The 23066-nt window shown below is 44.5% G+C and carries 22 protein-coding genes; 15 read left to right on the top strand and 7 right to left on the bottom strand.

From position 1 onward, the window contains the following. Nucleotides 1-321 precede the first annotated feature (321 nt). Genes metH through WAE59_RS18620 form a run of 3 tightly spaced genes read left to right on the top strand, consistent with a single transcriptional unit; the run spans nucleotide 322 to nucleotide 5441 of the window. Nucleotides 322-3981 (top strand): methionine synthase, encoded by a 3660-nt coding sequence (gene metH / locus WAE59_RS18610; protein ID WP_337857482.1) that lies wholly within the window; start codon nucleotides 322-324, stop codon nucleotides 3979-3981. Nucleotides 3982-4002: 21 nt separating this feature from the next. Then, nucleotides 4003-4956, top strand: coding sequence for a methylenetetrahydrofolate reductase [NAD(P)H] (gene metF, locus WAE59_RS18615; RefSeq protein WP_337857483.1), 954 nt, complete (start codon nucleotides 4003-4005; stop codon nucleotides 4954-4956). Nucleotides 4957-5006: 50 nt separating this feature from the next. Next, entirely contained in the window at nucleotides 5007-5441 is a 435-nt protein-coding gene (locus WAE59_RS18620; protein ID WP_337857484.1) for an META domain-containing protein, read from the top strand. Here the strand turns inward: WAE59_RS18620 and thrC are convergent. Genes thrC through thrA form a run of 3 tightly spaced genes read right to left on the bottom strand, consistent with a single transcriptional unit; the run spans nucleotide 5428 to nucleotide 10124 of the window. Continuing rightward, nucleotides 5428-6732: a threonine synthase gene (gene thrC, locus WAE59_RS18625; RefSeq protein ID WP_337857485.1), complete on the bottom strand. Its 1305-nt coding sequence runs from the start codon at nucleotides 6730-6732 to the stop codon at nucleotides 5428-5430. The two genes, WAE59_RS18620 and thrC, sit on opposite strands and share 14 nt — an antisense overlap. A 6-nt stretch (nucleotides 6733-6738) precedes the next feature. Next, nucleotides 6739-7674 (bottom strand): homoserine kinase, encoded by a 936-nt coding sequence (locus WAE59_RS18630; protein WP_337857486.1) that lies wholly within the window; start codon nucleotides 7672-7674, stop codon nucleotides 6739-6741. Between the two features lie 2 nt (nucleotides 7675-7676). Further along, the gene (gene thrA / locus WAE59_RS18635) at nucleotides 7677-10124 is read right to left on the bottom strand and encodes a bifunctional aspartate kinase/homoserine dehydrogenase I (protein ID WP_337857487.1); all 2448 of its coding nucleotides are present in this window, start codon (nucleotides 10122-10124) and stop codon (nucleotides 7677-7679) included. Between the two features lie 261 nt (nucleotides 10125-10385). Between thrA and rsgA the strand changes: the two genes are divergently transcribed. The 4 genes from rsgA (at nucleotide 10386) to WAE59_RS18655 (ending at nucleotide 12403) form a co-directional block, all read left to right on the top strand. Then, nucleotides 10386-11306, top strand: a complete 921-nt coding sequence (rsgA, locus tag WAE59_RS18640; protein ID WP_337857488.1) for a ribosome small subunit-dependent GTPase A — start codon at nucleotides 10386-10388, stop codon at nucleotides 11304-11306. 3 nt (nucleotides 11307-11309) lie between these two features. Further along, complete coding sequence (gene dtd, locus WAE59_RS18645; protein ID WP_337857489.1) at nucleotides 11310-11762, top strand: D-aminoacyl-tRNA deacylase; 453 nt, start codon at nucleotides 11310-11312, stop codon at nucleotides 11760-11762. Between the two features lie 85 nt (nucleotides 11763-11847). Next, nucleotides 11848-12174 (top strand): nucleotide pyrophosphohydrolase, encoded by a 327-nt coding sequence (locus WAE59_RS18650; RefSeq protein WP_337857490.1) that lies wholly within the window; start codon nucleotides 11848-11850, stop codon nucleotides 12172-12174. A gap of 4 nt (nucleotides 12175-12178) precedes the next feature. Beyond that, complete coding sequence (locus WAE59_RS18655) at nucleotides 12179-12403, top strand: hypothetical protein (protein WP_337857491.1); 225 nt, start codon at nucleotides 12179-12181, stop codon at nucleotides 12401-12403. A gap of 34 nt (nucleotides 12404-12437) precedes the next feature. Here WAE59_RS18655 and WAE59_RS18660 read toward each other — a convergent pair whose 3' ends face one another. Then, nucleotides 12438-12839, bottom strand: coding sequence for an HIT family protein (locus tag WAE59_RS18660; protein ID WP_337857492.1), 402 nt, complete (start codon nucleotides 12837-12839; stop codon nucleotides 12438-12440). Nucleotides 12840-12844: 5 nt separating this feature from the next. Further along, the gene (gene greA, locus WAE59_RS18665) at nucleotides 12845-13318 is read right to left on the bottom strand and encodes a transcription elongation factor GreA (protein WP_337857493.1); all 474 of its coding nucleotides are present in this window, start codon (nucleotides 13316-13318) and stop codon (nucleotides 12845-12847) included. Between the two features lie 189 nt (nucleotides 13319-13507). On the opposite strand from greA, the gene WAE59_RS18670 reads away from it, so the two are divergent. After that, nucleotides 13508-15382 carry a M1 family metallopeptidase gene (locus WAE59_RS18670; protein ID WP_337857494.1) on the top strand — a complete coding sequence of 625 codons (1875 nt, stop codon included), beginning with the start codon at nucleotides 13508-13510 and terminating at the stop codon, nucleotides 15380-15382. On the opposite strand, the gene WAE59_RS18675 is transcribed toward WAE59_RS18670, so the two are convergent. Next, the gene (locus WAE59_RS18675) at nucleotides 15383-16309 is read right to left on the bottom strand and encodes a 2-hydroxyacid dehydrogenase (RefSeq protein ID WP_337857495.1); all 927 of its coding nucleotides are present in this window, start codon (nucleotides 16307-16309) and stop codon (nucleotides 15383-15385) included. It abuts the gene before it with no gap. 1 nt (nucleotide 16310) lies between these two features. Continuing rightward, the gene (gene rsmA, locus WAE59_RS18680; RefSeq protein ID WP_337857496.1) at nucleotides 16311-17093 is read right to left on the bottom strand and encodes a 16S rRNA (adenine(1518)-N(6)/adenine(1519)-N(6))-dimethyltransferase RsmA; all 783 of its coding nucleotides are present in this window, start codon (nucleotides 17091-17093) and stop codon (nucleotides 16311-16313) included. A gap of 99 nt (nucleotides 17094-17192) precedes the next feature. Here rsmA and pdxA point away from each other — a divergent pair, with 99 nt between their 5' ends. From pdxA to accC, 7 genes are all read left to right on the top strand, one after another. Continuing rightward, a complete protein-coding gene (gene pdxA / locus WAE59_RS18685) occupies nucleotides 17193-18272 on the top strand; it encodes a 4-hydroxythreonine-4-phosphate dehydrogenase PdxA (RefSeq protein WP_337857497.1) in 1080 nt (359 codons plus the stop codon). Between the two features lie 65 nt (nucleotides 18273-18337). After that, complete coding sequence (locus tag WAE59_RS18690) at nucleotides 18338-18871, top strand: YceD family protein (RefSeq protein WP_337857498.1); 534 nt, start codon at nucleotides 18338-18340, stop codon at nucleotides 18869-18871. A 22-nt stretch (nucleotides 18872-18893) separates the two neighbouring features. After that, the gene (gene rpmF, locus WAE59_RS18695; RefSeq protein WP_337857499.1) at nucleotides 18894-19085 is read left to right on the top strand and encodes a 50S ribosomal protein L32; all 192 of its coding nucleotides are present in this window, start codon (nucleotides 18894-18896) and stop codon (nucleotides 19083-19085) included. Between the two features lie 98 nt (nucleotides 19086-19183). Continuing rightward, nucleotides 19184-20125, top strand: coding sequence for a phosphate acyltransferase PlsX (gene plsX, locus WAE59_RS18700; protein ID WP_337857500.1), 942 nt, complete (start codon nucleotides 19184-19186; stop codon nucleotides 20123-20125). 8 nt (nucleotides 20126-20133) lie between these two features. Beyond that, the gene (locus tag WAE59_RS18705; RefSeq protein ID WP_337857501.1) at nucleotides 20134-21123 is read left to right on the top strand and encodes a beta-ketoacyl-ACP synthase III; all 990 of its coding nucleotides are present in this window, start codon (nucleotides 20134-20136) and stop codon (nucleotides 21121-21123) included. Nucleotides 21124-21195: 72 nt separating this feature from the next. After that, on the top strand, nucleotides 21196-21672 hold the full coding sequence (gene accB / locus WAE59_RS18710; RefSeq protein WP_337857502.1) for an acetyl-CoA carboxylase biotin carboxyl carrier protein: 477 nt from the start codon (nucleotides 21196-21198) through the stop codon (nucleotides 21670-21672). 35 nt (nucleotides 21673-21707) lie between these two features. After that, nucleotides 21708-23048, top strand: coding sequence for an acetyl-CoA carboxylase biotin carboxylase subunit (gene accC / locus WAE59_RS18715; protein WP_337857503.1), 1341 nt, complete (start codon nucleotides 21708-21710; stop codon nucleotides 23046-23048). Nucleotides 23049-23066 lie beyond the last annotated feature (18 nt).

The raw sequence follows: 23066 nt of genomic DNA on the forward strand, positions 1-23066 counted from the left end.
CATATCTAAACCCCTTTTCAAATACTTACCAGTTAGGATTAACATTATTATGGCTGAATCGTCGCGACTCTAAATTATCTAACATCCATTTACAAAATTTAATTCCTTTTGACAAGATAAATTTCAAGCTCAGTGCAATTTTATAGGGTTTCATCATCGATTTTTTGGAATTGATTTTTCTTTGTTGCATTTTTGCACTGCTTATAGAATGGTACGGATGGGCCGCTCGTCATAGCTTTGTATGTAATAGGTTCGGCACTTGTTTTGGTTCAGACCACTATCAAAAATAGCTTATTGCATCCTCATATGATTTTTTTATAAATGACTATCAGAGAAGAATTAGAAAAAAGAATCCTGATCATTGATGGTGCAATGGGCACCATGATTCAACGCTACACCTTAACTGAAGAGGATTTCAGAGGCCAGCGCTTCAAAGATCATCCATGCGACGTAAAGGGAAATAACGATTTGCTCAACCTCACCCGCCCGGACATCATCAAAGCCATCCATACCGAGTACTTAAAAGCCGGAACGGATATCATTGAAACCAATACCTTTAGCACACAACGCATCTCACTGGCCGATTACCAGATGGAGGAACTGGACTATGAAATGAGTTTCGAGGGCGCTAAGATTGCAAAGGAAGCAGTGGATGAGTTTATGAAAGCGAACCCTTCACGCAGGTGCTTCGTCGCAGGTGCTGTAGGTCCTACCAACCGAACACTCTCCATTTCACCGGACGTAAACGACCCTGGTTTCAGGGCACTTACTTTCGATGAACTGGTAGATGCTTATTACGTACAGATCCGTGGACTGGTAGATGGTGGGTCCGACTTATTGCTGATCGAAACGATTTTCGACACACTGAATGCCAAGGCAGCAATCTATGCCATTAAAAAATATGAAGCTGTCATTGACCGCAAAATAGAGATCATGATCTCGGGTACCATCACCGATGCTTCGGGAAGGACGCTGAGCGGACAAACTGCGGAAGCATTCCTAAATTCGGTAATCCACGCCAATCCTTTGAGCATAGGGTTCAATTGTGCCCTGGGTGCAAAAGATATGAGACCGCACATCGAAGAGCTTTCTGCGAAAGCTGGATGCTATGTCTCGGCTTATCCAAATGCGGGTTTACCGAATGAATTTGGAGCATATGACGAGATGCCGCATGAAACTGCACATTTGGTGGAAGATTTCATCCAACATGGTTTTGTCAACATCGTAGGGGGATGCTGTGGCACTACTCCTGAGCATATTGGATGTATTGCCGAAAAAGCAAAAAATGTAGCCCCAAGGAAGATCCCGAAAATTGAACCACACATGAGGCTGAGCGGTTTGGAGCCAGTGACATTGACGCCAGAGAGTATCTTCGTCAACATCGGGGAACGCACCAATATTACGGGCTCACCTAAATTCTCAAAACTGATCCTGAGCGGCGATTTTGAAGCTGCATTAACTGTAGCCCGCCAGCAAGTGGAAGGGGGTGCACAGGTGATCGACGTGAACATGGACGAGGGAATGATCGACTCTGAGGCGGCCATGACCAAGTTCCTTAACCTGATCGCTTCTGAACCCGATATCTCCAAACTGCCCATCATGGTCGATTCTTCCAAATGGACGGTCATCGAAGCGGGACTAAAGTGCCTGCAGGGCAAAGGGATCGTAAACTCGATCTCACTGAAAGAAGGGGAAGATAAATTCCGCGAAAGTGCACGTAAGATCATGACTTATGGCGCTTCCGTGGTAGTGATGGCTTTCGATGAAAATGGTCAGGCCGACAATTATGAAAGACGTGTGGAGATCTGTAAAAGGTCTTACGATATACTGGTCGATGAAATTGGCTTTCCGCCACAGGACATCATCTTCGATCCGAACATCCTTACGGTTGCGACAGGTCTGGAGGAACACAACAACTATGCGGTTGATTTCATCAATGCTACACGCTGGATTAAGGAAAACCTCCCTTATGCACGCGTAAGTGGTGGGGTCTCGAATATTTCCTTCTCTTTCCGTGGCAACAACACGGTAAGGGAGGCGATGCACTCTGCTTTCCTGTACCATGCCATCAAAGCTGGTCTGGATATGGGGATCGTAAACGCAGGGATGCTGGAAGTTTACCAGGAAATCCCACCTGAACTATTGGTACTGGTGGAAGATGTATTGCTAAACCGCAGGGATGATGCAACGGAACGCCTGGTAGAATTTGCGGATACCATCAAGACAAAAGGTAAAGAGATCGTCAGAAATGAAGAATGGAGAAACGGAAATGTAGAAGAACGGCTTTCTCATGCACTGGTAAAAGGAATCATTGAATACCTGGATGCCGATGTGGAAGAAGCACGACAAAAATATGCACGCCCGATCCAGGTGATCGAAGGACCACTGATGGATGGAATGAACATCGTAGGTGATCTTTTTGGTGCCGGAAAGATGTTCCTGCCACAGGTGGTAAAATCTGCCCGTGTGATGAAAAAGGCGGTGGCTTACCTCCTGCCATTCATCGAACAGGAAAAACTAGATAACCCGGACCAGGACCAGAATTCTTCTGCCGGTAAAGTACTCATGGCAACTGTAAAGGGTGATGTACACGATATCGGCAAGAACATTGTCGGTGTGGTACTCGCGTGTAATAACTTTGAGATCGTAGATATGGGGGTGATGGTTCCTGCACAGGACATCATCAAAAAAGCCAAAGAGATCAATGCAGATATCATTGGATTGAGCGGACTGATCACACCTTCTCTGGATGAGATGGTGCATTTTGCGAAAGAAATGGAGCGCGAGGGTTTCACCATTCCCCTGATCATTGGAGGTGCTACCACTTCCAGGATCCATGCTGCGGTGAAAGTAGCACCGAATTATTCCGGCCCGGCCATTCACGTACTGGATGCTTCCAGAAGCGTAACTGTATGCAGCACATTGATGAACAAGGATACCCGTGATGAATATATTGCCGGCATCCGCATGGAATACGATAAGGCGCGTGAAGCACACCTAAACAAGCGGTCTGACAAGCGTTTCAAAACTTTAGAGGAAGCGCGTGCAGATAATTTTAAGATAGATACCGCATTGGTGGCTCCTGCTCCTGCATTTACCGGGACAAGGGTCTTTGAAGATTATCCACTGGAAGAGCTTGTGCCTTACATCGACTGGACGCCATTTTTCCAGACCTGGGAGCTGCGTGGCAGCTATCCGCGGATACTGGAAGATAAAACTGTGGGCGATGAGGCACGTAAGTTGTTTGAAGATGCTAAAGTGTTACTGACACGCATTGTAGATGAGAAATTACTAACAGCAAAAGCAGTGATCGGTTTCTGGCCTGCGAATGCAGTAGGCGACGATATTGTGTTGAACGTGGAAGGTAAAGAAGTGCTAATCCACACCCTACGCCAGCAGGCGGAGAAAGTAGCGGGACAGCCCTATTATGCGCTTTCGGATTTCGTAGCACAGAAAGAAACAGGGGTTCCGGATTATTTCGGAGGTTTTGCACTTACTACGGGGATTGGTTGTGATGAATTGGTAGCAGAGTTTGAGGCGGTATATGACGACTATAACAGCATCATGGCAAAGGCTTTGGCCGATCGTCTGGCAGAGGCATTTGCAGAACGTATGCACGAGATGGTCCGTAAAGATTTCTGGGGATATGCGAAAGATGAAAACCTGACCAATGAGGAGCTCATCAAGGAAGAATACGTAGGGATCCGTCCGGCACCTGGTTATCCCGCTTGTCCGGAGCACACGGAAAAAGGCACATTATTCGAACTATTGGATGCAGAGAACCGCATTGGCCTCAAGCTGACGGAAAGTTATGCAATGTATCCTACCGCAGCAGTAAGCGGCTTTTACTTCGCCCACCCGCAATCTAAATATTTTGGCTTGGGTAAAATCACCAAAGATCAGATCGAAGACTATGCGGTAAGGAAAAACATGCCGATAGAAGAAGTAGAAAGATGGCTGAGCCCAAATCTTGCCTATTAATTACCAGACAGACCGAAAACCATGAAAATTACAGACCATATAAAAAACGCAGCGAGTAAAACCTTATTCTCATTTGAACTTTTACCTCCCATTAAGGGACAGAGCATTCAGGGCATCTTTAATGCCATAGACCCGCTCATGGAGTTCAATCCTCCTTTCATAGATGTAACTTACCTGCGGGAAGATTACATCTATAAACAACACGCCAATGGCCTACTGGAAAAAGTAGCTTACCGCAAACGCCCAAGCACCGTGGCCACCTGTGCGGCGATCATGAATAAATATAAAGTGGATGCGGTACCGCACCTGCTTTGCGGTGGTTTTACAAAGGAAGAGACGGAGAATGCCCTGATCGACATGCAGTTTCTGGGCATAGACAATGTGCTGCTTCTGCGTGGTGATGCCCGCAAGAGTGACAGTTCTTTCATCCCAACACCAGATGGACACGCTTATGCTTCTGAACTGGTACAACATGTAGCCAACATGAACCGTGGTCAGTACCTGCACGATGACATGGCGAATGAAAAAACTGATTTCTGCATTGGGGTGGCTGGCTATCCGGAGAAACACTTTGAATCACCTAACCTGGATACAGATTTCAAACACCTGAAACATAAAGTGGATATGGGCGCAGAATTCATTGTTACACAAATGTTCTTCGACAATAAGGCTTATGCTGCTTTTGTCGAAAAATGTAGGTCGAACGGTATCAATGTACCCATCATCCCCGGACTCAAGCCGATCACCAGCAGCAAACAACTTGTCAGCCTGCCTAAGATCTTTCACCTGGACATTCCATTGGAACTGACGGAAGCCATACAGGCCTGCAAATCGGAAAAAGAGGTGAAAGAAGTGGGCATTGAATGGATGATCAACCAATGTAAGGAACTGAAGGCAATGGGCGCACCGGTGCTGCACTTTTATACAATGGGCAATCCTGAACCGACTAAAAAAATTGCGCAGGGGGTATTCTGATTTTTGGAATACTCTTTGTATCTTACCTATCTCATCAAAACGATTAGATTATGAAAAGACTGATGATCCTGGCATTTTCTGTAGTTTGCCTGCTGAGTGCATGTACAACGATGAAACCAGGAACGATAGGAAACGGCGGTTTATCGCAATTGAGTGGAACCTGGGAACTGGACTACATTTCGGGACCAAGAATCGCATTCAATGGCTTATATCCGGGAAAGAAACCTACTATCAAATTTGAGGTAGCAGAAAAAAGAATCAGCGGAAACACCAGCTGTAATTCGTTTTCCGGAGCACTGGTAGCTGATGATAGCACCATCAACTTCAATGCCCCCCTGGCTATGACCAAAATGGCCTGTCCCGGTGAGGGCGAAACTACCTTCCTGGAAATGCTCAAAAAAGTTGGTTCTTACAGCATCAGTAACGATACCACCCTCAATTTTATGATGGGTGATATCGCTATCATGAGATTTAATAAGAAGTAAGGTATTTTTTAAATGATTCGAAGCTGGCATCCATCCGGGTAGCCAGCTTTTCTTTTTTACTTAAGGCGGCAACCTGGTCCGGGATTTCAATTTTGCCTTTCATCTCTTCAGGAAACACATCCGGAAATTTGCAGGCATGGGCAGTTGACAGAAATATACCTGCATAGTCACCTGGATTTGCAGATTGATACTCCCTAAGTGCCAGCCAGGCAATGGCCGTATGCGGGCAAGCTATATAATCATACTGTTGATAGATATCTTTCATCGCCTTAAGAGTCTGATCATCTGTATAAGCAGCTGCGCTGACCACCGTTTTTAGTTCGGCCTCATTGCTGCTAAACAAATTCATAATCCTTACCCAATTGCTCGGAGCACCTACATCCATTGCGTTGGCATAGGTCTGCACGGATGGCCTGGCCTCATAAATCCCGGTTGAAAAAAAGCGCGGTACAGTGTCATTAGCATTGGTCGCTGCGATGAATTGCTTCACCGGCAAGCCCATTTTATAAGCCAACAGACCCGCTCCGATATTTCCAAAATTGCCACTTGGTACCGCAAAAACGACATCTGTTTTTCCCCGTCTTTTCAACTGCGCATAGGCATTGAAGTAGTAAAAAGTTTGTGGAATCAGCCTGGCAATGTTGATGGAGTTGGCCGATGTGAGGCGCAAGCGCTGGTTCAGTTCCTCATCTGCAAAAGCTTGTTTAACGAGTGCCTGACAATCGTCGAAGGTACCATCCACCTCAATCGCATGGATATTGCCTCCATTGGTGCAGAGCTGCAGTTCCTGGATTTCGCTTACTTTTCCTTTTGGGTAGAGAATGGTCACCCTGGTATTGGGTACATTCAGGAAACCCAGCGCCACCGCGCCGCCGGTATCTCCGGAAGTGGCCACCAGCACATCCAGCATTTTTTCACTTTCTTTTAAAAAATATCCCATCACTCTGCTCATGAACCTCGCCCCAAAATCCTTAAAAGCAAGAGAGGGGCCATGGAACAGTTCGAGTACATAGGTATCTTCACTGAGTTCGACCAGAGGTGCTTCGAAGTTGATCGCGTCATCAATAATCGCCTGCAGATCTTCCAATGGAATGGCATCTTTCATCAGGACAGACGCTACTTTATAGGCAATCTGCGAAAAGCTGAACTTATCAATTTGATCAATAAACTCCTGATCCAGTTCCGGGATATAATCGGGCATGTATAGTCCTTTGTCCAGTGGCATGCTGTTGAATACCGCAGTTTGGAAATCTGTCCGGAGTTCATGGTTATTGGTGCTGTATAATTTCATGTTGTTTTAGTCTAATATGATCGGTCCTTTTTTATTTACTTCCGACACAAAGGACAGGCTGTTAATGTTTAAGTTTTTCAGGTGTTGCTGTAATTTCGCTGTAATCGTCCTGGCGATATCGGCGTCCCTGGTAAGGGCAAAAACTGATGGTCCCGAACCGGAAATACCGAAACCGATTGCTCCGCTTTCGAGGGCTATAGATTTCATGACAGCGAAATCCGGAATGAGGATCGACCGTGTGGGCTCCACCAGGATGTCAGTCATGCTCCTTCCGATTAGGTCGTAATCCTTGAGAAACAATCCGCTTACCAAACCTGCCACATTACCCCATTGGGTCACTGCATCCTTCAGGAGCACCTTAGAGCGGATCATCTGCCTGGCATCCTTGGTGGGCACATCTACCTCCGGATATACTACCGCAGCATGCATGTCTTCAGGAAAAGGCAAACTAATGATGTCCAGCGGTTCGTAGCTTCTAATGAGCACAAAGCCTCCCATTAGTGCAGGAGCCACATTGTCTGCATGCCCATAACCACAGGCCAACTCCTCTCCTTTCATGGCGAAGGGCACAAGCTCACGATTAGTCAGCAAGTTATCGAACAAAGTATTCACTGCGAAGAGTCCCGCTACTGTACTGGCAGAACTGGAACCCAAACCGCTTCCGATAGGCATTTTCTTATGCAGTTCAATGTCTATACCTGTATCTGGTTTGCCGATGTGGTTCAGGTAATGCTGCACACTGGCACTTACCGTATTTTTATCAGGATCCAATGGCAGCTTGCCATCATCGCCCGTAATTTTAGAGATGCTGATCCCTTTGCCGCCTGTAAGGCGCATGATCACTTCGTCACCCGGTTGGTTGACGGCAAAACCCAGTACATCATAGCCGCAGACTACATTGGCTACGGTAGCGGGAGCAAAAACTTTAATAGAGTCGTTCATGATTATCTTTTACCTACGTTTATAATATCTGCGAATACACCCGCAGCAGTGACTTCGGCTCCTGCACCCGGACCTTTGACTACTAATGGGCGTTCTTTATACCGGTTGGTACTGAAGGAAATGATGTTGTCGCTACCCGAAAGGGTGAAGAAGGGATGATCCTCCCCTACCATCTGTAGGTTGATGGATACCTTGCCGTCTTCCAGTTTGCCGATGTAACGCAAGACCTTACCTGTTGAAGAAGCTTGTTCTTTCAATCCTTCAAAATAAGCAGCATTGTTTTCCAGTTCTTTGTAAAAATCTTCTACACTGGTCGCGGCCATACAAGAAGCCGGCAACATATTCTCCAATTCGATGTCTTTCTCTTCCAATGGATATCCCGCATCCCTCGCCAGAATGAGCATCTTGCGCATGAAGTCCTTGCCATTGAGGTCATCGCGTGGATCCGGCTCGGTATATCCCTTATCCTGTGCTTCCTTCACAATCTCATGAAACAGCACTCCCTCTTTATAATTGTTAAAGATGTATGAAATGGTTCCTGAGAGAATGGCTTCGATACGGCCTACCTTATCGCCACTCAGCATCAGGTCACGCAGTGTGCGGATGATCGGAAGACCTGCACCTACATTTGTTTCATAGAAAAAGTCGACGCCATAGGTCCGGGCAGCCTGCTTGAAAGCGGCGTATTGTTCGTATTCTGCCGAATTGCCAATCTTGTTGCAGGTCACGACCGAGATGCTGGACTGCAGAATATCCAGATAGTATTCTACCGGATTGTGACTCGCAGTATTGTCCACAAACACACAGTTTGGCAGGTTCATGGATTTCATTTTCTTGATAAAATCGGGAAGGCTAGCCCTGGTCTGTTCATTTTCCAGTTCTATTTCCCAGGTATTGAGGTCTATGCCATTTGGATTAAGGTGCATTTTACGGGTGTTGCTGATGCCCATTACCTTTACCTGCAGATCATTCTGATTGGCCAGAAATGGCATTTGTTCCTGTAATTGATGAAACAAGGTTTTTCCGATATTACCCGTACCCAGGCAGAACACGTGCAACGTCTTTTTGAGATCGGCATAAAAAGCATCGTGCACCGCGTTTACGGCTTTAGAAAGGTCAGTTTTAGAGATGATCACCGAAATATTATACTCTGAAGAACCCTGTGCAATGGCGCGTACATTGACGCCATTTCTGCCCAGGGCACTGAACAACTTACCGGACATACCTGGCGTACGTTTCATATTTTCGCCCACGATGGCCAGTACAGAGAGGCCGTTTTCCACTTCCGGGTATTCCAGCTTTTTGGCCTGCAGCTCGAGTTCAAATTCCTTGTTGATCAATGACAGGGCTTTCAGGGAATCTGAAGGCTTAACTGCAAAAGTGATGCTGTGTTCGGAGGAAGACTGGGTGATCAGCACCACGTTTACCTGCTCTCTGGAAAGCAATGAAAACAACCGTCCTGCGAAACCCGCCTTACCGACCATACCGCTTCCGGAAAGGTTGAGCACACTGATCTCGTCGATAGAAGAAATTCCTTTGATGGGCAAACTGGATGGACTGATGCCATGCCTGATGTAGGTACCAGCAAAGTCGACGTTAAAGGTGTTCTTGATGACGATAGGGATTCTTTTCAGAAAAGCCGGGATCATGGTTGGCGGATAGATTACCTTGGCACCAAAATAAGAAAGCTCCATGGCCTCAGTATAACTGAGTTCAGGTAGAGAGAATGCTTTTTTGACCATCCTCGGATCGGCGGTTAGCATACCGTCTACGTCGGTCCAGATCTGTATTTCCTCAGCCTGAAGTGCGGATCCCCAGATAGCGGCGGTATAGTCGCTGCCTCCCCTGCCAAGTGTAGTGACACGACCTTCATCATTACTGGCGATAAATCCAGTTACGAAAAGTAGTTGATCTACATGCGCCGACTGGAAATCGCGGATCAGCATTTCCGTTAAGTTGGTATTCACTTTTGCCTGTCCGAAATTGCTATCTGTCTTCACCAATAGTGACCCGTCCACAAATAATACTTCCGGAAACTGCTGTTTAGCGATGTGGCTGACCATAGCAGTAGAGCAACGCTCACCATAACTCAGGATAAGGTCTTTGGTTTGATTGCTCAGTTCACGCAGGTTATATACCGATTGCAGGATATCTTCAAGTTCATTAAAATAAATCTTTAATTTGGTAAGCACCGGGTTTTGTGCGCCAGCCGGAAGTAAAGCACGAATCACTTGAAAATGTTTCTCTTCTACTGATTGGAGTGCTTCAGCATAGTCTTTAAGGCCTCTGGCATCCTCCGCCATTTGCAGGAGAATATTGGTGACGCCCCCCATTGCCGATAAAACCACCACGGGATTTCCATGGGACTTTTCTTGTTTAACGATATCGATCAATGCGCTGATGCTTTCGGCTGAACCGACGGATGTACCTCCAAATTTTAAAATATTCATAGTATTCGGTTAAAAAAAAAGCGCCTTCCTGGTTAGAGGAAGGCGCTTTTTTGTGGTTTTTATGTTCTTTCAATTAACCCATTAGCTTACCTTCCTCCGAGATATCCCGGTGGTGGTTGTGGTAATGGTTGTAATTGATAAAATGTTGTTCATTGTTTTTGTTACATTGCTGTGCTGTAAAGTAAAGTTATATTTTTCTTATTAGCAAGAGATTATAAAAATATTTAATTGAAAAGGTAATTCTTACCTTTACGGCAGTATATGCAAGGATTAGTTATAAAATCGACGGGGAGCTGGTACCAGGTACATGCAGTAGATGGACTGGATTATGATTGCAGGATCAAAGGGAAGTTCAGGATTCAGGGTATTCAGACGACCAATCCCATTGCTGTAGGAGATCAAATAGAATTTGAACTGGAGCCCAACTCCGACAAAGGCGTCATCCACAAACTGCATGACCGGAAAAACTACATCATCCGGAAATCCATCAACCTTTCCAAACAGGCGCAGATCATTGCAGCCAATATGGACCAGGCTTTCCTGGTGGTCACCTTAGCCTCCCCACGTACTTCACTGGGTTTCATTGACCGCTTTCTGGCCACTGCCGAGGCCTATGACATCCCTGCAGTATTGATCTTCAATAAACTCGACCTCTTCCATGAAGAAGGTTTGGCTATTTTAGATGAATATAAAAGCATTTACGAAAACATTGGCTATCCCTGCTACTCGGTATCGGCTTTAGAGGGCACCAACCTTTCCTTGATCGAAAGCCTGCTCAAGGATAAAACGACCTTGTTTTCAGGGCACTCTGGCGTAGGAAAGTCCAGTCTGATCAATGCACTGCTTCCTGGTCATGACATCAAAACAGGGGAAATATCTGAAGCCAGTGACAAAGGACAGCACACCACCACCTTTGCTGAAATGCACACCCTGCCCTTTGGCGGTTACCTGATCGACACTCCCGGCATTCGTGAACTGGGTATTTTCGACATCCGTCCGGAAGAACTGAGCCATTATTTTCGGGAAATGCGCGCCCTGATAAATGAATGCAGGTTCAACAATTGCAGGCATGTGAATGAGCCCGGCTGCGCAGTACTGCAGGCCGTAGAGCACGGGGAAATAGAGATCAGCAGGTATGAGAGCTATCTGAGCATCTATCATGGCAATGAAACCAGGGCTTAATTAATGAGAGTAGTTATCCAACGAGTATCAGAAGCAAAGTGTGTAGTAGATCAACAAATCACCGGATCCATTGGCCCCGGATTGCTGGTTTTACTTGGTATAGAAGATGATGATACGCAGGAAGACCTGGAATGGCTGGCTGGAAAAATAGTGAACATGCGGATTTTCGGTGATGAAAATGGCCTGATGAACAAAGCCCTGGCTGACATTGACGGGGATATCCTGCTGATCAGCCAGTTTACCTTGTTTGCAGCAACAAAAAAGGGCAACAGGCCTGGATTTACCCGGGCAGCCAGACCAGATAAAGCCATCCCTCTTTATGAGGAAATGATGCGGAAGCTTTCGGCTTTGCTGCAAAAGCCTGTACAAGCTGGGATTTTTGGAGCAGATATGAAAATTAGTTTGCTGAATGATGGCCCGGTAACGATTTTAATGGATACCAGGAACAAGGAGTAAAATTCATATTCCCCAAATATCACTATATTTAGCGAACGTATTCCCCAAATATGAGGTATTTTAAGCCCTTACCCCCCCACACCTTATGACCATCAAAGAAGCACAGGAAACCGTAGACCAATGGATCAATACCACAGGGATCCGCTATTTTAATGAACTGACCAACACTGCCATCCTCATGGAAGAAGTAGGAGAAGTAGCCAGGATCATGTCGAGAAAATATGGAGAACAGTCGTTTAAGAAAAGTGATGAAGCGGTAGACCTGGGTGATGAAATGGCCGATGTGCTGTTCGTGTTGATCTGTCTGGCCAACCAGACCGGGATAGACCTGACCGAGGCGCTGGAAAAGAACTTAGTGAAGAAAAACATCCGCGATGCGGAAAGACATAAAAACAATCCAAAACTCTTGTAAGAAAATGCCCGAGATCGTCTTAGCCTGCGTAATGCTCATTCCACAGATCGTAGCGGGCATATTGGCCAAAAGTATGGGAAGAAACTTTTGGTTCTGGTTTTTCATTTCTTTTATACTGCCAATCGTTTCCCTCGTCATCCTCCTGTTCCTGAAAAACAAGCAACCTGAAGATGAAAACACCGGCTATGAATTGGCAGACCATGTAAAAAACAAAAAAAGCAGTACCTAAGGAGGCACTGCTTTTTTTCCGCTGAGAACCAAGTTTAATCTAAAGTCAGGGCTGCCTTGATTTTCAATGCCGCCGCTTCCAGTTCTTCCTGGCTGGGTGTTAACTTCGCTCTGCTGAAGTTCATATCGCTCACATTATTCATCGGAATCAGGTGGATGTGCACATGCGGCACTTCGAGACCAATGACCGCCACTCCGACTTTCTTACAGGGGAATGCTTCTTTAAGACCTGTTGCCACAATCTTTGCAAACAAAGTCAGTCCAAAATAGTTTTCCTCGTCCATATCGAAGATATAATCGATTTCCTTCTTGGGGATAACCAGTACATGGCCCGGCACTAATGGATTGACATCCAGGAAAGCCAGGAACTCTGTAGTCTCTGCCACGATATGTGCAGGAATTTCACCGTTGACGATTTTTGAAAAGATGCTTGCCATAAGCGTTATCTGCTGATCTCTAATATTTCAAATTCGATTTTTCCGGCAGGCACCTGGATTTCCGTTGTATCGCCTACAGATTTGCCGAGTAAACCTTGCGCAATCGGGGATTTAACAGAGATTTTTCCTGTTTTCAGGTCGGCCTCAGACTCTGCTACCAATTGGTAGGACATCGTAGCACCATTCTTTACGTTCTTGATCTTTACAATAGAAAGTGCCAGCACTTTAGTCAGATCCAATTTGGACTCATCAATTAACCGGGCCGTTGAAAGTGTATTTTCCATCTTGGAAATCTTGGCTTCATGCAGGCCTTGCGCTTCCTTTGCAGCATCATATTCCGCATTCTCAGAAAGATCACCTTTATCTCTTGCCTCAGCTATTGCTTTGGATATTTGCTGCCTTCCGGTAGTCTTTAAATACTGCAATTCTTCTTTCAGTTTATCTAAACCTTCCTGGGTATAATATGTTACCTCTGTCATCGCTTAATATTTTTATTAGTTAGTCTAAAAAACAAACAAGACTACATCGGTTATTAGCCTACATAGTCTTGCTTCATTGGAAACGAAGATAATCGGGTAATACCACAAAACCAAATTATTGTAACTAAAATGATGAAGTACTGAGAAAAACTGAGTTTAGATTAGCTTTGCATGACTATGCGAATGACTATGCACCTGAAATCCTTGAAAATTTCTTTTTTCATACTCCTTTTTGCGGCGACAACGCAGGCCCAGGAGCTATATATGCCCAGAAATATCAAAAATGCTTATGAAAAAGGAACACGGTCCAGGGATGGCAAACCTGGAAAGAACTACTGGCAAAATGAAGGAAAATATGACATCAGCCTCCAGGTAGATGCCAATAGTAAACTGATCAGCGGAACAGAAACCATTCGCTATTCCAACAATAGCAGAGATACACTAAAATCTGTAGTGATTCGCTTTGTAAATAACATTCATAAACCGGAAGCACCACGTTCAGGTACTGTGAGCAAGGATTTCCTGAGCAGCGGACTAAAATTGACTGTATTGAAAGTAGACGGCATGGCGATTAAAGTCGACAGTGAAGGCTGGGAAACGGTAACAGAAGTAAAGCTCCCTAAGCCCTTGCTACCCGGCAGTATTAATACATTTGAAATGACCTGGAGCTATCCACTTTCCAAGCAAAGTGGCCGAGAAGGCCAGATCAATAATACCACCTTCTTTGCAGCCTATGCTTATCCCAGAATTTCGGTATACGACGATTATAACGGTTGGGACCGGGTAGCACATACCGACAGAACTGAGTTCTACAATGATTTCAACGATTATAAATTAAGGGTGAAAGCACCTAAAAACTATGTGGTATGGGCTACGGGTGACTTATTGAACCCTGACGAAGTACTGAGTCCCATGGCCGCAAAACGCTATAAAGCTTCTTTGATTTCGGATCAGGTGCTGCACATTGCCGATGCCAACGAGATGAAAAAAGGACTGGTGACGGCACAGAATGCATGGAATAACTGGAAGTTTGAAGCGCTTCACATCTGTGATGTGACTTTTTCCCTAAGCAGTACTTATGTATGGGATGCTGCCAGTGTGGAAGTAGATACTAAAACAGGTCGCCGGAGCAGCGTGCATGCTGCTTATGATGCCAGTGCAAAAGATTTTTCCCATGCGGTGAAGTGGGGACAGGAAGCCTTAGCCTGGTTTTCGAACAATTGGCCGGGTGTCCCATACCCTTTCTCTAAAATGACTGCCTTCCAGGGATATGCCGACATGGAATATCCAATGATGGTGAACGATTCCAGTACACCTGATCTGGAATTTTCCCAGTTTGTACTGAACCATGAGATCGCACATACTTATTTTCCTTTCTACATGGGCACCAATGAAACCCGTTATGCCTTTATGGATGAAGGTTGGGCCACTACACTGGAATACCTCATCGGAATCTATCAGCTAGGGAAAGACAGAGCAGCAGAAAACTACAAAAATTTCAGGGTAAAGAAGTGGATCTATGACCCCTCTACAGAACAAGATCAGCCCATCATTTCGATGTCAACACAGGTCTCCGGGCCTGGCTACGGCAACAACGCCTATGGCAAGCCTTCCTTAGCTTATCTAGCGCTTAAAGACATGCTGGGTGACGACTTATTTGCTAAAGCATTGAAAACATATATGGAACGCTGGAATGGAAAGCACCCGATTCCATGGGATTTTTTCTTTGCCATGAATGAAGGCAGTGGCCAGGACCTGAACTGGTTTTGGAACAATTGGTTTTTCAGCAATAACTATATAGACCTGGCTATAGAAAAGGTAACGATAAAGGGAAATGACTATACACTCTTGCTGAAAAATACAGGGGGTTTTGCTGTACCTTTTGATCTAGAAGTGACCTATAAGGACGGCGAAACGGCCTTAATCCATCAGACACCAATAGTATGGAAAAACAGTGGGCAACAAGCCAGTATAAACCTAAAGCTAGGTGACTCTGTACAGTCGATCGTTTTAGATACTGGCATCTTTATGGACGCCAATCCCAAGGACAATAGCTGGAAATAACTAAAGTAATTGCAGTTTTTCTGCAAGTACTTCGGAGATTTTACGGTAAGAATCGAAGGTCCAGCCTCCAATATGTGGTGTGAGTAATACTTTGTCAGATTGCGCCAATTCCGCATACCAGTCCTGCTGTCCAAGGGCCGGAAATTTTTCTGTTTGCAGTACATCTAATCCCGCGCCCAATATTTTGCCTTGTCGAATCGCATCCATTACAGCTTTGGTATCGACCACTTCGCCCCTCGCAGTATTGATGAAAAAGATCGGCTTTCGGAAATGAAAAAAGTATTCTTCATTAACCATTTGCCGGGTTTCGCTGGTTAAAGGAATGTGCAAACTCAAGACGTCACTGAATTTGACGATTTCCTCCATGCTTACTTCTCTGGCGAATTCATCTGAAAATCCCGTTTTATATTTGTCATAGGCCATTACATGTACCCCAAAACCGGAAAGTCTTCTGGCAAAGCTCTGCCCCATGTGTCCGTAGCCAATGATTCCCACACTCTTGCCTTTCAGTTCGTAGCCTCTATTGCCTTCCCTGTCCCAAATTCCGTTTCTGATCTCCATATCCGCTCTGCGGAAATTGTTCATGAGTGAGAGCAACATCCCTAAAGCGTGCTCAGCTACGGCATCGCGATTGCCTTCAGGAGCATTGAGCAATTGGATCCCTTTCTGTGAGGCATAAGCTTCATCAATGTTATCAAGTCCGGCTCCTGCCCTGGCGACAAACTTCAGGTTGATGCCCAGATCAAGAAGTTCCCGGTCAATCAAAAATTTGGTACGCACTGCGATGCCTTGATAATTACTTATAACTTCCAATGTTTCCTCTCGGCTGATCAATGGCTGGTCATCTACTTCGTAGCCCATTTCAATAGCAGCTTGCTTAAATGCCGGATGCAGATCATCCACGATCAGGATTCTTCCTCTGTTCATATTACTGGGAAAGTTGTGTTAAATGTTGTGTAAGTACGATGAAATCGGCGACAGTAAGCTGTTCAGCCCTTTTGTCGAAGAAGATATGGTCATCCATTTTATCTTTTGGAACTACACCAGAAAGGGCATTCCGGAGGGTTTTCCGACGCTGGTTGAAACCAGCCTTCACGGTACGCCAGAATAGTTTTTCGTCGCATGGCAAAGTATCAGTTTGGTTTCGACTGAGCCTGATCACACCTGAATTGACTTTTGGTGGGGGATTAAAAGTGCCGGGCTTTACGGTAAATAAGTATTCAATATCGTAGTAAGCCTGGATCAGTACACTCAAAATTCCGTACTCTTTGGTTCCAGCCTTAGAAGCACAGCGCTCCGCTACTTCCTTCTGGAACATTCCGACCATCTCTACTACCTGACTTCGGTTTTCCAAAATCTTGAAGAGGATCTGAGAAGAAATATTGTAAGGGAAATTGCCAATAATGGCATATTTACCTGAGAAAATGGCTGAAAGATCCAGGGCAAGAAAATCTCCGTTGATGAGCCTGCTGCCTAGCTGTGGATATTTTTGCTGCAGAAAGTGGTAAGACTCAACGTCGATATCTATGAGGTGCGTTTCCAGATCGGTGCATTCCAACAGGATGTCGGAAAGGATACCCATGCCCGGCCCTACTTCCAGCACCTGGTGGTACTGATCGGTATGTACCAGGCCGTTGACGATCTTCGCTGCAATGTTTTTATCGGTTAAAAAATGCTGCCCTAAATGTTTTTTTGCCTTTACCAAACTCATAACCCCTGATTTAAAAGCTGCTAAATTATTAAAGTTTTACTAGTATCGGACTAACATTAGGTCGAAAATCTGTAATTTGCGCTAAATTTTTATTTGAAGATGAGCGATAAAATCAAAATTGGCATTAGTATAGGTGATGTAAACGGCATTGGGCTGGAAGTGATTCTAAAAACCTTATCAGAGGCTAAGATCATGGATTATTGTACGCCAATCGTATATGGCCATACCAAGGTTGCTTCTTATCACCGCAAAGCACTGGGCATTAATGACATTACATTCAATGTAATCAACAATGCCGAGGCAGCAAACCCTAAAAAAGCCAACCTGATCAATTGCTGGGAAGAAGATGTAAAAATTGAACTGGGCGTAGCCAATGAAACTGGCGGAAAGTATGCATTGCTTTCCCTGGAGAAGGCAACTGAAGATCTGATCAACGGCGAGATAGATGCCATGGTAACTGCACCGATCAACAAACACAATATCCAATCGGAGACTTTCAGTTTCCCCGGGCATACAGAGTACCTTCAGGAAAGGAGCAAAAGTAAAGATGTACTCATGTTCCTGATGAACGATACGCTCCGTGTAGGTGTGGTAACGGGACATATCCCTGTAGCAGAAGTACCCAAAAGCATCACTAAAGAAAAAATTGTAAGAAAGCTCCAGTTGATGAACGAAAGCCTGAAAAAGGACTTCTGGATAGAAAAGCCAAAAATTGCTGTACTGGGACTGAACCCACATGCGGGCGACAATGGTTTACTGGGGAAAGAAGAGCAGGAAATCATCATTCCTGCCATACAGGAGGCTTTCGACAAAGGCATCATCACCTTTGGCCCTTTCCCGGCAGATGGTTTTTTTGGCAAAGGCAGTTATAAACAATTCGATGGCATACTGGCTATGTACCATGACCAGGGGCTGATCCCTTTTAAAACTATCGCTTTCGGCTCCGGTGTCAACTTTAGTGCGGGGCTCAATATCGTGCGCACTTCACCTGACCATGGAACGGGCTATGATATTGCAGGTAAAGACCTTGCTGACCCATCCTCATTTATGGAAGCCATTTTTGCGGCCATACATATTGTAAAAAACAGGAGGGAACAGGAAAGCCTATTGAAAAATCAATTGCGTACGGGAGGTAAAATCGTAGAAACTGCATTTGATTTGAAGGATGATGCAAATTAGGATTAAAAAGAGTTTGCAATGAATAAAATTAATTCCTACATTTGCGGGCTAAAATTTTGTTACAATTGAATACATTAAAACAATTTTCAATCCCCTTTACAGGCTTAAAAATTGGCAAACATCAGTTTGATTTTGACATTGATAACAGCTTTTTTGATGCTTTTGAATACTCTTTAGTTAAAAAAGGAAGTTTAGAAGCCAGGGTTGAACTGGATAAACAGGAGACCATGCTGATCCTTCAGTTCCATATTACAGGAACTATTGTATTGGACTGCGACAAATGTTTAGCTGAATTTAATTCGCCTGTAGAAATAAATGAAAGGCAGATCGTAAAGTTTGCCGAAGATGAACTGGAGAGTGATGACCTGGAAATCATCTCCCTGAGTAAAAAGGAAAGTGAAATTGAAATTTCAGGCCTGATTTACGAATTCATCACTGTAGCCGTCCCCTACATTAAAATATGTGAGGAAAATGGTGATGGAGAAACAAAGTGCGACCAGGAAATGATAGTAAGACTGGAAAGTCTAGCTGTTGGAACAAAAGAAGAACAACAAGATGATGAGGACCCACGTTGGGCCGCATTGAAAAAATTAAAATAAAATAATTAAATAAAAATCAGCAATGGCACATCCAAAACGCAAGGTTTCTAAAAGTAGAAGAGATAAAAGAAGAACTCACTATAAAGCAGAAGCTCCTTCTTTAGCTACTTGTCAAACAACAGGTGCAATCCACACTCCACACCGCGCATATAACGTTGATGGTAACTTGTACTACAACGGCAAATTGGTAATTGAAAGCACTTCAATAGGTTAATTTTCTGAAAAATAGTTTGTGTTTTAAGTCTTTGAAAGTTTAACTTTAGCGACTGGAAACAAGGGCAATTTTGCCTTCTACACAAACTGATTTTTACTATGAAAATAGGTCTCGATATAATGGGCGGAGACTATGCTCCTAAAGCAAATGTTTTAGGAGCAATAGCTGCCCATCCTTTATTATCTCCCGATGAGCAGATCGTGCTGATCGGTGATACTCATCAGATTAAAACCCTGCTGTCAGAAAACGGATTTGATCCGGACCTCTTTGAATACGTTCATACAGAGGAGGTGATCGGCATGGGCGAACATCCCACCAAGGCAATTCTTCAAAAGCCAAACTCAAGTATTTCTGTAGGATTCAATTTACTCAAAGAAGGTAAATTAGATTCTTTTGCCAGCGCCGGAAATTCAGGCGCTATGCTCGTTGGTGCTGTTTTCAGTGTAAAAACGATCCCCGGAATCATCAGACCTTGCATTACGACTTTCCTTCCTAAACTCAGCGGAGGCCTCGGCCTGATGCTGGACGTTGGTGCAAATGCGGACTGTAAACCGGATGTGCTCCTTCAGTTTGGCGTGTTGGGTAGTCTCTATGCAGAATATGTAATGCAGATCAACAACCCTAAAGTGGCCCTGATGAATATTGGGGAAGAAGATGAAAAAGGTAATATGCTCAGCATGGCTACATTTCCCCTGATGAAGGATACCCAGTTGTTTAACTTTGTGGGCAATGTGGAAGGTCGGGATCTGTTTAACGATAAAGCAGACGTGATCGTTACAGATGGTTTTACTGGAAATGTGATGCTCAAGTTAGCAGAATCATTTTATGTACTGACACTCAAAAGAGGCCTGAAAGATGAGTTCTTTGACCGGTTCAATTACGAGAACTATGGTGGAAGCCCGGTTCTGGGTGTCAATGCACCCGTCGTTATTGGTCACGGCATATCCAGTCCGACTGCCGTGAAGAACATGATTCTACAGTCGAGGGATATGGTAACTACTGGCTTGGTAGCTAAAATACAAGCTGCATTTAATAATTAATAGATAAGATGAGTAAAATTCACGCTGCGATTACGGCTGTTAATGGCTACGTCCCTGAGTACGTACTTACGAACAAAGAGCTGGAATCAATTGTAGACACAACTGATGAATGGATCACTTCCAGAACTGGCATCAAAGAGCGCAGAATATTAAAAGGTGAAGGACTAGGTACATCAGACATGGCTGTTCATGCAGTCAATGGCCTTCTGCAAAAACGGGGGATCACTGCTGAGGAGATTGAACTGATTATCTTTTGCACCACTACTCCCGACCTTCCTTTTCCGGCATCCGCCAATATCCTTGCAGATAAGATCGGAGCAAAAAATGCCTGGGGTTATGACCTGCAGGCCGCTTGTTCAGGTTTCATTTATGGCCTTTCTACAGGTGCTCAATTCATCGAGTCCGGTAAACATAAAAAAGTATTGGTGGTGGGTGGCGATAAAATGTCGTCAATCATCAACTACCAGGACCGTACGACCTGCATCATCTTTGGTGATGGCTGCGGAGCGGTACTTCTCGAACCAAACGAGGAAGGCCTGGGCGTAATGGACTCTATCCTGAGAAGTGATGGCGCAGGCCGTCAGTTTCTGCATCAAAAGGCTGGCGGATCAGCCAGACCCGCAACACACGAGACTGTAGATGCCAACGAACACGTAGTTTACCAGGAAGGACAGGCCGTTTTCAAATTTGCTGTAACCAATATGGCCGATGTAGCAGCCGAGATCATGGAGCGTAACAACCTGACATCCGATGATGTGAAATGGTTAGTACCTCATCAGGCCAATAAACGCATTATCGATGCCACAGCCTCGAGAATGGGAGTCGGTTCTGAAAAAGTAATGATCAATATACAACGTTATGGCAATACTACCAATGGGACTATTCCATTGTGCTTATGGGAATGGGAAAGTCAACTAAAAAAAGGCGACAACATCATCCTGGCGGCATTTGGAGGAGGATTTACCTGGGGCTCAGTGTACTTAAAATGGGCTTATTGAGCTTATTAAAATAATTAATCATAACTTAGTTGATTCTAAAAACATATTGTTTTCTTAAAATAACACCAAAAAATGGATATCAAACAAATTCAGGAACTTATTAAATTTGTTTCTCGTTCTGGCGTAAATGAAGTCGCTATCGAGCAAAAAGACTTCAAGATAACGATTAAAACTGCCCAAACACCAACCGTAGTTCAGGCTACTATTCCGGCACCATTGGTTACTTCTGCAATCCCTGCAGCAGCTGCTCCACAGCCTATAGCTCCTACTGAAGCAAAACCTGCGGCTGCTACTGAAGATAATTCCAAATACATCACTATAAAATCTCCAATGATCGGTACTTTCTATCGTTCAGCCAGTCCTGAAAAGCCGTCATTCGCAAATGTCGGTGATGAGATCAGCACCGGAAAAGTAATCTGTATCATTGAAGCGATGAAATTGTTCAATGAGATCGAAAGTGAAGTATCAGGCCGGATTGTAAAAGTACTTGTTGAAAATGCTTCTCCGGTAGAATATGATCAACCTTTGTTTTTAGTAGAACCAATTTAATATTTGCTTTAAGCAAATAACACCATATCGAATATATGTTTAAAAAAATATTAATTGCCAACAGGGGCGAGATCGCGCTGCGTATCATCCGTACCTGTAAGGAAATGGGCATCAAAACTGTAGCAGTGTATTCAACTGCCGACAGAGAAAGTTTGCATGTGCGTTTTGCAGATGAAGCTGTATGTATTGGTCCGCCACCAAGTAAAGATTCTTACCTGAGCATTCCAAACATCATATCTGCAGCTGAACTAACCAATGCTGATGCCATACATCCTGGTTATGGTTTTTTGTCGGAAAACGCAAAATTCTCTTCTGTATGCCGCGATTACGGGATTAAATTCATTGGCGCAACACCGGAGCAAATTAATTCTATGGGCGATAAGGCTTCGGCCAAAGAGACCATGAAGAAAGCAGGTGTCCCTACGATTCCTGGTTCAGAAGGATTGTTGGAAAGTGTGAAAGAGGGGATCAAACTCGCTAATGAAATTGGCTATCCTGTGATCTTAAAAGCTACTGCCGGTGGTGGTGGCAGAGGTATGCGTGTGGTATGGAAAGATGAAGATTTCGAGAACGCATGGGACAGTGCAAGACAAGAATCGGGTGCAGCATTTGGAAATGACGGTTTGTACCTGGAGAAATATATTGAAGATCCGCGTCACATTGAAATACAGGTTATCGGTGATCAATATGGTAAAGCTTGTCATCTTTCTGAGCGTGACTGTTCTATCCAGCGCCGCCACCAAAAACTGGTAGAAGAAGCCCCCTCTCCTTTTATGACCCCTGAATTGCGGGAGAGAATGGGTGAAGCTGCCATCAAAGGTGCAATCGCTGTACAATATGAAGGTGCAGGAACCATTGAATTTTTGGTCGACAAACACCGCAACTTCTATTTCATGGAGATGAATACGCGTATTCAGGTGGAACACCCGGTAACGGAAGAAGTAATTAACTACGACCTGATCAAAGAACAGATTAAAGTAGCATCCGGTGTACCGATCTCCGGAAAAAACTATATGCCTGATATGCATGCGATCGAATGCAGGATCAATGCTGAAGATCCGTTCAATAACTTCAGACCTTGTCCTGGAAAGATCACTAATTTTCACTCACCCGGTGGCCATGGTGTAAGGGTTGATACGCATGTTTATGCAGGTTATCAAATCCCTTCCAACTACGACTCCATGATTGCAAAATTAATCTGTGTGGCCCAAACACGGGAAGAAGCGATCAGCACAATGGAGCGTGCCTTGAGTGAATTTGTAATTGAAGGTATAAAAACTACCATTCCTTTTCATTTGAAACTCATGAAAGACCCTAACTTCAGAGCGGGTAATTTTACCACGAAATTTATGGAGACTTTCGAATTTTCAGAATAGATTCAAAATAGAAAACTA

The organism is Pedobacter sp. GR22-6 (genome assembly GCF_037402555.1).
In the GTDB taxonomy this organism is placed as follows: Bacteria; Bacteroidota; Bacteroidia; order Sphingobacteriales; family Sphingobacteriaceae; genus Pedobacter.

Bases quoted from the DNA above. Each gene is read 5' to 3' on its own strand.
- metH (WP_337857482.1), top strand. From the start codon at position 322: ATGACTATCAGAGAAGAATTAGAAAAAAGAATCCTGATCATTGATGGT.
- metF (WP_337857483.1), top strand. From the start codon at position 4,003: ATGAAAATTACAGACCATATAAAAAACGCAGCGAGTAAAACCTTATTC.
- WAE59_RS18620 (WP_337857484.1), top strand. From the start codon at position 5,007: ATGAAAAGACTGATGATCCTGGCATTTTCTGTAGTTTGCCTGCTGAGT.
- thrC (WP_337857485.1), bottom strand. From the start codon at position 6,732: ATGAAATTATACAGCACCAATAACCATGAACTCCGGACAGATTTCCAA.
- WAE59_RS18630 (WP_337857486.1), bottom strand. From the start codon at position 7,674: ATGAACGACTCTATTAAAGTTTTTGCTCCCGCTACCGTAGCCAATGTA.
- thrA (WP_337857487.1), bottom strand. From the start codon at position 10,124: ATGAATATTTTAAAATTTGGAGGTACATCCGTCGGTTCAGCCGAAAGC.
- rsgA (WP_337857488.1), top strand. From the start codon at position 10,386: ATGCAAGGATTAGTTATAAAATCGACGGGGAGCTGGTACCAGGTACAT.
- dtd (WP_337857489.1), top strand. From the start codon at position 11,310: ATGAGAGTAGTTATCCAACGAGTATCAGAAGCAAAGTGTGTAGTAGAT.
- WAE59_RS18650 (WP_337857490.1), top strand. From the start codon at position 11,848: ATGACCATCAAAGAAGCACAGGAAACCGTAGACCAATGGATCAATACC.
- WAE59_RS18655 (WP_337857491.1), top strand. From the start codon at position 12,179: ATGCCCGAGATCGTCTTAGCCTGCGTAATGCTCATTCCACAGATCGTA.
- WAE59_RS18660 (WP_337857492.1), bottom strand. From the start codon at position 12,839: ATGGCAAGCATCTTTTCAAAAATCGTCAACGGTGAAATTCCTGCACAT.
- greA (WP_337857493.1), bottom strand. From the start codon at position 13,318: ATGACAGAGGTAACATATTATACCCAGGAAGGTTTAGATAAACTGAAA.
- WAE59_RS18670 (WP_337857494.1), top strand. From the start codon at position 13,508: ATGCACCTGAAATCCTTGAAAATTTCTTTTTTCATACTCCTTTTTGCG.
- WAE59_RS18675 (WP_337857495.1), bottom strand. From the start codon at position 16,309: ATGAACAGAGGAAGAATCCTGATCGTGGATGATCTGCATCCGGCATTT.
- rsmA (WP_337857496.1), bottom strand. From the start codon at position 17,093: ATGAGTTTGGTAAAGGCAAAAAAACATTTAGGGCAGCATTTTTTAACC.
- pdxA (WP_337857497.1), top strand. From the start codon at position 17,193: ATGAGCGATAAAATCAAAATTGGCATTAGTATAGGTGATGTAAACGGC.
- rpmF (WP_337857499.1), top strand. From the start codon at position 18,894: ATGGCACATCCAAAACGCAAGGTTTCTAAAAGTAGAAGAGATAAAAGA.
- plsX (WP_337857500.1), top strand. From the start codon at position 19,184: ATGAAAATAGGTCTCGATATAATGGGCGGAGACTATGCTCCTAAAGCA.
- WAE59_RS18705 (WP_337857501.1), top strand. From the start codon at position 20,134: ATGAGTAAAATTCACGCTGCGATTACGGCTGTTAATGGCTACGTCCCT.
- accB (WP_337857502.1), top strand. From the start codon at position 21,196: ATGGATATCAAACAAATTCAGGAACTTATTAAATTTGTTTCTCGTTCT.
- accC (WP_337857503.1), top strand. From the start codon at position 21,708: ATGTTTAAAAAAATATTAATTGCCAACAGGGGCGAGATCGCGCTGCGT.